At 52.6% G+C, this 12,863-nt stretch carries 8 protein-coding genes and 1 pseudogene; all 9 read right to left on the reverse strand.

The window, feature by feature from the left end; genetic code table 11:
- On the reverse strand, window positions 1-2,230 hold a 2,230-nt coding region (locus D5S03_RS02185; protein WP_287042549.1), incomplete at its 3' end, for a PAS domain S-box protein.
- 415 nt (window positions 2,231-2,645) lie between these two features.
- Window positions 2,646-7,754, reverse strand: a complete 5,109-nt coding sequence (locus tag D5S03_RS02190; protein ID WP_287042550.1) for a RecQ family ATP-dependent DNA helicase — start codon at window positions 7,752-7,754, stop codon at window positions 2,646-2,648.
- A gap of 24 nt (window positions 7,755-7,778) precedes the next feature.
- Window positions 7,779-8,192 carry a type VII toxin-antitoxin system HepT family RNase toxin gene (hepT, locus tag D5S03_RS02195; RefSeq protein ID WP_008869033.1) on the reverse strand — a complete coding sequence of 138 codons (414 nt, stop codon included), beginning with the start codon at window positions 8,190-8,192 and terminating at the stop codon, window positions 7,779-7,781.
- Window positions 8,182-8,574, reverse strand: coding sequence for a type VII toxin-antitoxin system MntA family adenylyltransferase antitoxin (gene mntA, locus D5S03_RS02200; protein ID WP_008869032.1), 393 nt, complete (start codon window positions 8,572-8,574; stop codon window positions 8,182-8,184). The genes hepT and mntA overlap by 11 nt, the downstream gene beginning before the upstream one ends.
- A 19-nt stretch (window positions 8,575-8,593) precedes the next feature.
- On the reverse strand, window positions 8,594-9,649 hold the full coding sequence (locus D5S03_RS02205; protein ID WP_287042551.1) for a hypothetical protein: 1,056 nt from the start codon (window positions 9,647-9,649) through the stop codon (window positions 8,594-8,596).
- A gap of 190 nt (window positions 9,650-9,839) precedes the next feature.
- Window positions 9,840-11,006 carry a GNAT family N-acetyltransferase gene (locus D5S03_RS02210; RefSeq protein ID WP_287042552.1) on the reverse strand — a complete coding sequence of 389 codons (1,167 nt, stop codon included), beginning with the start codon at window positions 11,004-11,006 and terminating at the stop codon, window positions 9,840-9,842.
- A 103-nt stretch (window positions 11,007-11,109) separates the two neighbouring features.
- Window positions 11,110-11,304, reverse strand: a complete 195-nt coding sequence (locus tag D5S03_RS02215) for a hypothetical protein (protein ID WP_287042553.1) — start codon at window positions 11,302-11,304, stop codon at window positions 11,110-11,112.
- 272 nt (window positions 11,305-11,576) lie between these two features.
- Window positions 11,577-11,825 (reverse strand): type II toxin-antitoxin system MqsA family antitoxin, encoded by a 249-nt coding sequence (locus D5S03_RS02220; protein WP_287042554.1) that lies wholly within the window; start codon window positions 11,823-11,825, stop codon window positions 11,577-11,579.
- A 1-nt stretch (window position 11,826) separates the two neighbouring features.
- Window positions 11,827-12,003 (reverse strand): annotated as a pseudogene (locus D5S03_RS13745) (DUF4258 domain-containing protein); the annotation flags it as partial.
- Window positions 12,004-12,863: the final 860 nt, after the last annotated feature.

Below are 12,863 nucleotides of genomic sequence, written 5' to 3' on the forward strand. Positions count from 1 at the left end.
CACTGGAGCGCACAGTGCGGGCATAATGCTGCTGCTCACTGTCCAGGTCCGTATCCAGAAGCAGCCCGGTCATGCCGATGACCCCGTTCATGGGGGTGCGGATTTCATGGCTCATGTTGGCCAGAAATTCGCTCTTGGCTTTGGTGGCTTCCTCGGCGTTTATGCGGGCTGCATCCAGTTCTGCATTTTTCAGCTCAAGATTTCTGGCATTGCGCTGCAATTCTTCCTGGGCCTGTTTTTTTTCTGTAATGTCACGGACAATGCCTATGGCATGCCACTGCCCTTGGATAAGCACAGATGAAAGAGACAGTTCCACTGGTATTTCGCGGCCATTCTTTGTCAAAGCGTAAAGTTCCGTAGTTCTGCCTACGGCATTGCCCTGGCCGGTGCTTTGAAATTCTGGGAATGAAGCATGGAAATCCTCGGTGTACCGGGAAGGCATGATCAGTTCATGCAGATCCCGGCCTATGGCTTCATCCCGGGCATAGCCCAGAATGGTTTCTGCGGCCGGATTCCAGTAAGATACATATCCTTGGGCATCCATCATGATTATGGCGGTCTGGGCAGCATCGGTTATTGTTTTCAGGCGGGCCTGACTGTTCTGCAGGGCTTCCTGGGTGCGCTTCTGTTGCACCAGGTCCCAGGTTACATCTGCAAAAAAGGAGATTACTTCGACATCCTTTTTATCATAGGCTGCAGGTTTATTGCCCAGGCCCATGATTGCAACGACCCTGTTATCCCGAATAACCGGAACCACGGCTTCGCGAATTACCCTGGCATGTCCCTCTGGCAGGCCTTTTTTGTCCGGCATGGACTCATAATCATTGTGGATAACCGGCCTTTTCTCACGGGCAGCCTGCACCCAGACCCCTGCCTGGTCAATGGGATAATGCATTTTGTTGCCGGGCATGTGACACAGTTCCTTTAATGACCTGGTTGACCATCTCTGCAGGGAAAGGGTCTTCTGATCTTTTTCCACGAAATGAAAAAAGCCAATGGAACTGTCCACAAATTCTTCAGCGTCATCCAGAACCTTGGTCATAAGCTCATCTAAGGAATGAGCTTCTGCATACTCATAAAGCTCCAGCCTCTTCATGGTCAGCAGGTTAGCTGTATGTTCACCGGTGATGTCGCGAAAAACAAGTACAGCTCCAATAATGTTGCCCATGTTGTCTTTGATGGGGGAGCAGCTCTTTTTGATGGTTATTTTGCTGCCGTTTCTAACTATGAGCACTGAATAGGTCTCCTGGCCAACGACACGGCCCTGCTGCAACGCCTTAGATACAGGATTTTCCTCCTGGCTGTGGTCATCTAATGTGACAATGTTGAAGACTTCTTTCAGGGGGCGACCCATGCATTCATCAATGGTCCAGCCGGTCAGGTTCTCTGCAGCCGGGTTCATTTCCTGTATCCGTCCAAGTTTATCGCAGGAAAAGACTCCATCGCTTATGGCATGCAGGGTAGCTGCTGTATGATCCCTGCTTTCCAGCAGCTGCATTTCCGAATGTCGCACAAGACGGTATCCCATGCCCAGCCCCAGCAACCCCAGAACACCGATGAGTGCATGGGCAATCCCCAGATCTGTTTTCTGCTTTGCGCCCTGGGCCATATATGGCTCCCAGGGTACGGAAACACTGATTCCGCCTTGAATATCGCCTACGGCGTACCCCTGATGCCCGTGACAGCCAAGACAGCTTTCCTGTGTTTTTAATGGCTCCATGAATCGCAGGTATTGCTGGCCAGTAATGTCTTCCACGGAAGAAACCCGGTCTTCGCCTTGCCTAAAGGACAGCAGGGCCTGGCTCTCCCATTGGTCCGGGGCGTTTTCCCGACGGAGGGGATTGAGGCTGGTGATGTGCCCCAGCATATCGTAGTGTTGTAAGCCCAGTGCGTGCACCTGACGGGTCATGTACGATGGGTTGAGCAGGGTCAGATCCTTGCCGCCAGTGGTGGTTACGTCTCTGTCAGGGACATGATCAAGATAAGGGTTGGGTGGGGTGGTCTCGGTGGGCTGGACATAGACACCGCCATGCATGGCAGCCCAGTGCCGGTAGGCAATATCTTTTTCAAAGTAGGCCCTGGCTTCGTTTTCAGCCAGAGTCCTGGTTGTATTTTCCACCTGATGCCAGTTCCAGGCCAGAGACACCGCCAGTACGGCGATCCAGATCACTGCAGCTGTCAGAAGCAGGCGGTTTGTGTTCAAAGAAGTCGTCAGTTTGAGCTTATTCATGACTTTATTCCTTGCTTTAAAGTCTCTGCATTATCTTTGCAGATCGTGCCTGCAGACGGGTTTAGATGCTTTTGCAGCCACGTTTTTTGCAGAAAAAATTCAAGGGGCATATCTTTTGGATGGTCTTTAATGCGCAGATCACAAAGGGAAATGGACATTGCCATGCGAGGGTGACCGGGTGTATATAAAAAGGGGCAGTGCATGTCATTTCTGCCTTAAGGCGCAGTTTTCAAGGTGCAATCCAAATGCGGCAATTTGCTCTGATTTAGAAATATTTAAGTCAGGCATGTTTTCTGATTTAACTTTATTGAAAGTTAATATTTCCAAAATCTGCCACGGTCAATAAAAAAAACAACAAAAAAAGATGAGCAATGGGGTTTAATGCCGTGATGTCTGCACTGTATCGGGCCGGGTTTTAATCCTGGCATCTGCTCCAGACTACCTGAAAAAGGGGCACGTACCATGAAGAACAGCGCAGTTCTTTCAGGGTCTGGTCTTCCTGGGAGGCCTTGCGGTGCAGGGCGGCCAGGAAGATGACCTGCTTTACCCTGAAGCCCCGGGACAGGTAGTTTTCGTATATTCTGCTGCCCCTGTCCGACAGGGCGGTGACTGGAACACCTGCGGTGCAGACAAGATACCTGTTTGCCCAGGGCAGAAAGGTGAACTCCTTTCCCGGGTTATCCTGCAGGGCATCAATGGCTGCAGTGGTCTCCCCGTGGATGTTGTCCCAGGCCGGGTAGGACAGGATGACATGTTCCGGGGACATCTCCCAGAGTTCTTCCCGGGCCAGGTTCTGTTCAACCGGGGTCAACGCAATGTCGCAGGAAATTCTGCTCACCGCTTCTGGTCCGGCGGCAAGAATCTCCGGGGCAAAGGGATGATCCGGACCGCAGCAGAGTACCAGCCTGTCCCTGGCCCGGGTCATGCCCACGTAATAAAGCCTGCGCTCCTCTTCCGGGCTTTCCCGGTCCCCCGGGGTGCCTGCCAGAATCACCGCCGGAAACTCCAGCCCCTTGGCCCCGTGCATGGTGCCCGCCCGGAGAGCGCCGGGAGAGCGGCTTTCCATGCGGCGCAAGTCCCTGGATGAATCCCAGACATGCTCGCAGAACTCATACACAGGTCTGCGCATGGAGCCGCATTCATCCCGGTAATCCCGGGCCATGATTTCCAGGTGGTACAGCCAGAGCCGGCTGCGGGCGCTGCTTTCAACCATCAGGTGCATGACCAGGTCATAAACCTCGCTTCCTGTACACAGGCTGCCGGGACAGCGCATGAGCAGGTCCATGATTTCATGTACCTCGCGCACCAGGGGCAGGGAAATGTTTCTGCGGCGCATGAGGCTTAGCTCCATGCCGGCGTGCCTGGCCAGGTTGGCCAGGGCGAAGACCTCCTGGTTGGTGCGGCACAGGATGCAGATGTCCTCTGGGGACAGTCCATCCTGGACCATAAGTCGCCGGGCCTGGTCAAGAGCTGCCTTGAGCATGGCTTCCCTGGACCCGGCCATGATCATCCCCACGGGTTCGGCTTTGTCCTTGCGCACCGCTTCCACCGGAGGCGTGTTCATGCGGTCCTGGTTGTGGCGGATCAGGGCATTGGCAGCCAGGGTCACCGGAGGCAGAGAGCGGTAGTTGTGCACCATGTGCACTATTTCCGCCTGGTACTCCTGTGCAAAACGCTGGATGAAGCGTACATTTGCACCCTGAAAAGAATAGATGTTCTGGTCTGCGTCCCCCACGGCCAGCATGGACGGACGCGGGCTCTGTTCATCTTCGTTTCGGCCGGCCAGAAGGGAGATAAGCTGGTACTCCAGGTCATTTATATCCTGGTATTCGTCCACCAGGATGTGTTGAATGCCCAGCAGCCTGTCCCGCCAGTGCAGGGCGGAACCGTCTTCCTGGGTGCTGGTTCCGTCCAGGTAGTCCACAGCTTCCTGGAGAATTCCCTGGAACACTGATGTATCGCCGCCTTTGCCGGCCAGTGAATGCCCGGTTATGGACATGGCCATGCTGTGGTAGGTGTGGATCTTGACTCCGGCACCGCTTTTACCCAGCAGGTCCTTGAGGCGGCGGCGCATTTCAGCCACAGCGCTTCTGTTGAAGGCCACGGCCAGGATCCTGTAGGGGCGTACCTTGAGGACTTTGATGAGATAGGCCATGCGGTGCACGATGACCCTGGTCTTGCCGGAGCCTGGGCCGGCCACCACCAGCATGTTTTTTTCGGCCGGGGCCTCCACTATACCCCGCTGCACTGAACTGAGTTTCTCCAGAATGGCTGCGTGCTGCTCCCTGGTGACAGGCAGTTCCAGGATGTCCCTGCGGTCCTGGAGGTGCTCGGCCACAAAAGCGGTGCGGCTTTTTTGAAAGTAATCGCGGACAAAGCGCAGGGCCTGGCTTATGCCGTCGAATACAGCGCCCAGTTCGGCAAAGCGGCCCATGATGTGCACCTGGGCGATTTTTTGCCTGTAGAATAAGGACAGGGAAAGATAGTCCCCGGGGCTGAACCGTCCTTTGGGATCGGTTACGCTGATGCTCATGGCCGGGCGGATGATGGACAGGCCGTTCTGCAGACATACGGCCCGGCAGTGGTGCAGGGCGCTCAGGCCCTGCCGGCACAATGAGGGGTGATCGCTCAAGTGGGCCGTGATCATGTTTGCGCGCAGAGCGTTTTCCGCCTCTCCGGTGCGAAAGGAAACCAGCAGGTCTTTGCCGCTTACCCCGGTGTCGATCCTGTCCAGCAAAAAAACCAGCAGTACCCTGGCCGACTGGTTGCGCCTGGATGCGTGCTGCCTGATCCGGTCCCATTCATGCTGCAGGATTACCTGGTAGGAGTTCTGGGAGAGCTGATGCAGACGCAAGAGCTTTTCATCCACCAGGAGTTTGAGGATATGCAGCAGTTTTGCAGGAGCAGCTTCTGTATGTCCGCGTTCCTTGAGCCTCTGGCAAACCGGGCGCAGGGGCATGTTGTACACGACCCCGGCCCGGGCATCGGGTTCGTCCTCCTCCATGAGGGCGAACAGGCTTTCCTCCAGCCCCAGGTATTCCCTGAGGCGGGACCGGGAGTCATCCTGGATGCCTTTTCGCAGGTAAGCGGTCATGTTCAGGTCATGGTTAAGTATCCGGGCCTGGCGCATGGCTCCCAGGCTGCGCAGGATGCGATCCGGTTCCGCTCCCAGTCTGGCGGAGAGCATGTCTGTGTTTAAAAGTTCCTTAGGGTCAGCCTGCATGATTATGTCCAGCAGGGCCATCCACAGGGCGTGCTCTGACGGCGAAAGGTTCAGGCCGCCCATTATTTTCAGGGCTTCCTCTTTGTCCTTGACCAGCAGACGACCCTGGATGGCGGTGGTCTTGTTGTCTCCGCGCCTGATCTTGCCCCGGCGCTCCAGCCAGGACAGGGCGGTACGCACCTTGGTGTCGGCCATGGGTTCATGGGAGTCCAGGGTGTCGAAACCGTATTCTTCGAACTCCTCGCTGGCCAGGAGCTCCCCGGAAGTCATGACCATGTCCGGGTTGTTTCTGGAAGAGGCCAGGCTTTTGAGTCCGCCGTACATGGACCTGATGTCCCGGGCGGATATTTCCGAGGCCCGGCAGAGTTCGAACTGGGTGTCCAGATCATCAGGGTCGAACAGCAGGCAGCAGACAGCAGGACGATGATCCCGGCCGGCCCGTCCGGCCTCCTGCAGGTAGTTTTCCAGTGAACCCGGGGCCGAGGCATGAATGACCACCCGGACATCGGGCTTGTCCACCCCCATGCCGAAGGCGTTGGTGGCCACTATGACCTGGATTTCACCTGCCAGAAACCTTTCCTGCACCGAGGTCCTCTCTTCCGGGGTGCGCCCGGCGTGGTAGTATTCCACGTTCCAGCCCATATGTTCCAGGGCCTCGGCGTACTCTTTTGTTTTTCTGCGGGTGGAGGCGAAGACTATTCCTCCGCCGTCTTCCTTGTCGACCAGGACGCTTTGCAGAATAGAGTGCATGCGCTGGGTCTTTTCCGGTTCAGCGCAGGGGATGACGTCAAAGCGCAGGTTGGAGCGCTCGTGCCCGCCCTGGAAAAGGACCAGGTCCCGGCCCATTTCATTTCTGAAGTAGTCCAGGATTTCGTCCACCACGTCCTTTTTGGCCGTGGCCGTGAAGCAGGCGATCTGGGGTTCGGGGTGGGGCGGTCCGGGGCATATTTCATCCAGAAACGAGGCCAGGGCCAGATAGTCGGGGCGAAAGTCGTGGCCCCACTTGGAAAAGCAATGGGCCTCGTCCATGATGACCATGGCGATTTCCCTGGAGCGCAGGGCATCCTTGACCGTGGTGTTTCGAAGCTGTTCCGGGGATATCCACACCAGGTCCAGGTCCCCCATGCGGATGCCTTCCAGGGCCTGGGAGCGTTCCAGCAGGGTCAGGGTGGAATTGATGGTGCAGCCCTGCAGTATGCCCTTGCGCAGGAGCCCGTCCACCTGGTCCTTCATAAGGGACTGCAGTGGCGAGACAATGATGCTCAGTCTCTTGCCCTGTTCGGCCTTCATCAGGGCCGGAAGCTGGTAGCACAGTGATTTGCCCGCGCCAGTGGGCAGCACGGCCAGGCAGTCGTTGCCCCGGATCAGCGTCTCCACAACCAGTCTCTGCAGGGGCGGGTCCTCGTCCTTCACCGGCAGGTAGTCGGGGTATCCGAAGTAGCGCTGCAGCTGTGCCCGGGAATCAAAGGCGCTGCTGCAGTAGCTGCAGGCAGGGTCGCTGCAGGGAGTCTCGCGCAGGGAGCGCAGAATGCCCGGGATTGCAGCATGGCGTTTCCAGACCCAGGTGGGAAGAACCGAGTTGCTCCCGGACACCTGCAGCCAGGCCAGGATATAGGCCAGGGAGCAGGATTCCCGGCTGTCATCCCAGAGGGTCTCAAAGGCGGACTGTGCATGGCTGACGCAGGCATGCCCCCCGGCGTTTTCTTCCCAGAAGGATTTGCACCACTCTTTGTCCTTGAGGTCTGCCCCGGCCAGGACTGCGAAAAAATGCCCCAGGCCGCTTTCAGGATGGGACCTGTGCATCAGTGTGCCGTAAAATATCAGCTGTTCCCGGGGCAGGGCCTGAAAGGCCTGAATTTCGTCCTGGAAGACAAGCTCGGCCTGGGCACAGTCCTGGATGGGATCGTTTTTTGCCGTGCGCACCAGCTTGTAGTCCTTGACTAAGTGGTGGTAGGGATTTTTGGGAAAGGCCAGGGGGGAGAGGTGCAGGGTGTCCAGGGCAGGCAGCTTTAATAGGGAAAATTCCGGGAAATGTTTGCGCAGCCAGGGCAGGTCATGACCGATAATATTGTGCCCCAGCATAAATGAAGCTCTGCCGAAGGACTGTTCCAGCCTGGACAGGGCTTCGTCGGCCCTGAAATTTCCCTGAAAGGCCAGCCTGGGCTGCCATCCGGGTCCTGTGGCCCCGATTTTGATCAGGGTCTTCCTTTCCGGATGAATCTCCAGATCCAGGACCACAATATTTTGAAACTCCCTGGAAAGGGTCAAGTCAATAATTTTTTCCCGGGTTAGAGTTGTCAATTTTCATGATACCCCCGGCAAGCATTACGGCTTTATTTTCAAACCCAGTTCTTGGCAGAAATCAACCAGGGATATCCATTTTTCACTGGCAATGGATCTGACAATATTCATATTCAAGCTCTGGTATTCATGGATAGCCACATTTCTGAATCCGGTCATGGAAATCATACTCCGGGCGGTCTGTTCCGAGATGATGCCGCTTTTGAAAAGGAGCCTGAAAGCATCGGCACTGCTTTGAGGCATGCCCAGGTGCTTTTCGGCCACAAGGTGCATGGCAAGATCGATGGCCGCCTGGCAGGCCCGTTCCAAATTCAGAATCAGGGCATCAATGTGCGTCTGCTGTTTTAAGTCCGAGTCCAGGTTGTATTCTTCTTTCATCCTGCGTAAGCTGCGTTCGATTATGGCTGCCTTGTTCCGGGTGATATCATCATGATTCATAGGCGCGGAGCACCTCCTGTCTTTCTTCGTTGAAGACAATGTACATTCCCAGGAGTGTGCAGGCTTTCAAGTCAGCTTCGGATTTATCCCGGACAAAAATTCTTTGTCCTGTCAAAAGGGCCTCCTTTGCGTAAACCAGATTGCGGGAGCTTATTTCTCCTATATCCAGCATCAATCCTGTCATAAAGGCCAGGTCCCCGGCCAGGTGCAGGCGGTCCATGTCGCTAAATAACTTGGGATCTTTGACCAGAAGCGCCAGGTCAACATCGCTGTCCGGACGCATTTTTCCTGTTGCAGCACTGCCCATAAGGTAAAGGGCCAGGATTCTTTCATCCTGTCTTACATGTTCTATGATCTGTTTGAATTGATATTTATCAGGCATTGATTTTTCACAAGGGCAATTATGAGCTAAAGGCTTCACGCATCTTTCGGGCCAAGTTTTCCGGTCTGTTCAGGATCAGTTCATTCTGCATGAGCTTCTGGAAAAAATAATCATCCGTCCTGTGATGCGGGGCTACGTTTTGTCTGTTCACCAGGCGCATCATGCAGCAGAAATGCGGGCTGTCCTGGTCCAGAGGTGCGCTGAAACAGGTGAAATTGAAGGTGGAAAGGCTCATTTCATGCCAGACGTTAAATACATGGTTTAGGCCCCGGGCCAGGTCCAGAACGTCCTGGTGGGTCCACTGCAGAAAGTTCTGCCTGTCCGGCCAGACGACCTGGATTTCATTGTAGCCCATGGGTGCGAAAGCGGCAATCCAGCAGGCGTTTCCAGTGGTTCCTATCCAGCGCTCATCCCGGGCTTTTTCCTGCTGCAGCAGGTCATCCCAGAAGCAGGTGTTGTGCTGCTCATGATACCGGGCGCATTTTTGCAGTATGAGTTCATGATGGGTGCTTGGCGTGGGGCTGTTTATTATCTGGAAATGGGGATGCACCAGGCTGGCCCCCGCCGGAAAAAGGTAGTTGGCGTTAAGAGTGGCATAGCGCATCTCTGGATCATAACCGTGGCATTTGCGCACGAAGTCCAGGGCCACGCTAAAGCCGTCTGCCAGCAGCTGCACCGGAAAATTATTCAGCTTGCGCAGATGTTTGTCCCCCAGCCTGATTACACTGTGATATGCGCCGATAGGAAAAAGGTTGGGAAAAAGTGCAGCCTGGCCGTGCTCCAGTCTGCCCTGGGGCAGAAATTCCTCCGGGTAGGCCGGGGTGTTCTTTTTCCAGTCTTCAGGACATAAAAAGCAGGTCCGGGCGGTTTCTTGGCCTCTTTGCTCCAGGTACTCATGGTCAGTGTCGGGAAACAGGATCTGAGCCTTGCCTTCCAGTCCGGTGTTGAGCACGCTCTGATGCCCGGTAAGGGGGTCTGTGCGGACCTCCAGGTCCTGGGTAGTGAGCTGCATGTCCTGGAAGGGATTATGAAAACGCGACTGCTGGTGATGGACTTTGAATTCTATCCCGGCCATACTCTCCTCCTGCCTTGTTCGATTAACGTAACGTAACCATTCAGGGGATGCCTGGTGCCAGTAATCAATACCGAGGACCCCTGAATGGTTGCCGATTAACTTATTGTGATGACCCAAGTGTAGGCTGGAACAGAGGTCCGGTCAATACTGTATTGATATTTTTAAAAAAATAAAACCAGGCAGTACATTGTTAATTCAAAGTCCGGTTCAGTTCATCCATGTTCTGTTGCAGGTGCAAATTGGCCTCCTGCAGGGAGGAGGTGAGAATGTGCTGCATTTGGGGATCAAAGATTCTGTGCAGGCTGTAGTTGGGAACCAGTCTGAATCCCCTGGACAGTTTATGTTCACCACCCATGCCGGGGTCAAAAGTCTGTATGCCCTGCTGGATGGCCCAGTTTATAGGTTCGTAGTAGCACAGGCTGAAATGCAGGAAAGGCAGATTATCCATGCCTCCCCAGTATCTGCCGAAGAGCCTGTCTTTACTGAACAGGAGCATGGACATGCCCAAAGGCTCTTGATGTCCCTCACCCAGGGCAGTCAGGAGCAGGATCTGTTTTTTCAGGTTACGGGTCAGTCCCTGAAAAAAATCCCGGGTCAGGTATTTGCAGCTCCAGGGAAAGTATTTCTGGTTGGTGTGCAGGTAGAAACTGTACATGCTTTGCAGGTGTTCCGGCTGAATATCATCGCCTGTGAGGGCCTGAATTTTAATACCTTGAGCAGCGAGTCTGCTACGTTCTTTTTTGATGTTTTTGCGCCTGCTGGACTTGAATCCGGCCAGAAAATCGTCAAAGTCCCGGTAACCTTGATTTTCCCAGACAAAACCCGGGTGCAGCCAGGAAGCGAAGCTTTTGGTGTTTAAAAGTTTCATCCATGGATGGTCTACAAAGTGGTAATGTGCTCCGGACAGGTTGTGTCTATGGCAGAAGTTTTCTATTTCTTCTTGCATGAGACGGACCAGGGCGGCCTGGTCATATTCAGGATGCACCAGGAACCGGTATGCTTTCAGGGGCGTGAAGGGACTCATGCCCACCAGCTTGGGATAGTAGGGGCGGTTTAGACGCTTTGCCAGGCGGGCAAGCTGCTGATCAAAGACAAATTCGCCCTGGCTGTGGTGCTTGATGTACAAAGGGGCGGCGGCAATGAGCCTGTGGCTACTGTAGAGCCCGAGGTGACATGGCTGCCAGCCTGCTTCAGGTGAGACCGAACCTGACTCCTCCAGGAGGTGCAGCCACTCCCAGTCCAGAAAAGGGGTGTCCAGGTCCCGGGTGAGAGGGTCCCATTTTTCCCTGGGGATGCTTTTGATGGAGTCATGCCACTGGAGAAAGTATTTTATGCCGCTGTCTGTTCTGTCCTGCATTTGATGCAGCATAATCCTGAAGGCCTTCTTTGCCAAGCTTGGGAGAGATGACGATTACCAGACGGTGCGAGTGAATGCAGAGGCAGTTATTATCGGATCATTATCAGCTTTCACGGGGGTAGTGTTCCTGATAGTTTTTAAATTCCTGCTCCAGGTGACGAGCTTCATTCAGGTCCAGGCGGGATAACTCAAGATCAATATCAGTTGAATAGTTATCTCTGTTCTTTGTCTCGTGCAAAATTATGGAGTTGACGAACTGTTTGACCTGCTGCAGTCCCTCAGGTGATAGTTTTTTCATATTCCGCTGGATTTTACCTTGCAAGTCTTTCAAGTTCATGGCTATCCTCAGCTTGAATTTAGGTTTACCGTGTTAAAGTGCGTTAATTAGAAAGCAAGACGCACCTGCAAAAAGTCGAAAAGTTGATTTTGATCCCTGAACGTACTTTTCTAGCTCTTTGATTTTTCTGTCAACTGTCAACCGTAAACTGTCAACTGCGTCTGCAAAAAGTTTCTTTTGCAGACGCATCAAGCAAGACATGACATTTTGGTAAAATTCAAATTGCGCAAGCATTATACTGCATTAGTTGACTCAAAAGATAGCTTAGCTAAGGGTATTTCTATCATTCTATCTGCTTTCTGATTGATAGCAATATCTTCCATTTTGCGAGAAATATTTGCAGAGTAATAGCGCTCACCACATTCATTACATATTTTTGCAGGTACCTTTTCAATAATGATTAGTTGATCACCCCATCTAAAATCTACTGTTACGTACTTGTCTTCCAAAACTCCTGTTTTGCAAAAATAGCAATGTTCCATATTATTTTCTCCTTCTGAAAGGATCAATCCACTTTAGTGGTTTTGGTATATAAACAGTTATGATCAATAAGTCATCTTCATTAAAATTTCCACACAGTACATGCAACCATCTTCCATCAATGCATTTACCAACTATAAGACAGCTTTCGCCTCTAGGATCATTTGGATAATATTCAAGTGCTTCACCATTTCATATACAATTTACGATATCATTGACTTTGATCTTTTCTTAACCTCTTTCAATTTGAGCATGATGGGATAAATAAAATTTGTCTTGTTTTATTTTTTCTAGTGCAGTTTGTATATAAGGCTTATGCATAAACTGATGTTAATAATGGTTCGTAAAATAGAAGAGTATGGATCTTCGATAAAGTATATTTAGATTCCGTTTTTGGATATTGCATTCCAGAATTTCTTGATAACCAAAATCACATGAAACATCATTGCTTATTGATAAAGTAAACTTAAACATCTGGCAAGAGGCAAGTTGAATCTATGTCAATTTTTAACAAAAACAATGACTTCAAAATTCACCCAGACGCTTCATTGAGTACAACCCCTCCAGTAACCCTTCAGGTGGGAGATATGCTAATTTGTCTGTCTGCCAGGCGGGCAATGCCTTGATGGGGAACTTTATTCTTCAAAACCGTGTGTGCGGAGCACCTGTGTGAAGCCTGAAGGCTTCCCGTGCCAGAGAAGATCTTTTTGGCACGGGCAACTTCGTTGCACACAGGCGGCTTTGCCGCTCACGGCTGGGGAGTATGTCTCAAGTCTATTCTCGATGGCGATTGCTGGCATACCCTGAATGGTTGCATGATCGGGGTATTTTATACCCCTTCCTGATGGCCATTTTTACAACTTTTTAATCAATCGCAACATAATTTCCCCTTTTGAACCTTTTGCAGGCATAAATGATAAAAAAAGCCACCGGCAAGAGGTATCTTCCCGGTGGCCAAATCATCAAGGGTATCAAATGATGGTTTCAGACAGATAACTGGATTAAGCAGGTGATCTACTGAAAATTTCTGTATTTTACGG

Source organism: Desulfonatronospira sp. MSAO_Bac3, from assembly GCF_003838035.1.
GTDB lineage: Bacteria > Desulfobacterota > Desulfovibrionia > Desulfovibrionales > Desulfonatronovibrionaceae > Desulfonatronospira > Desulfonatronospira thiodismutans.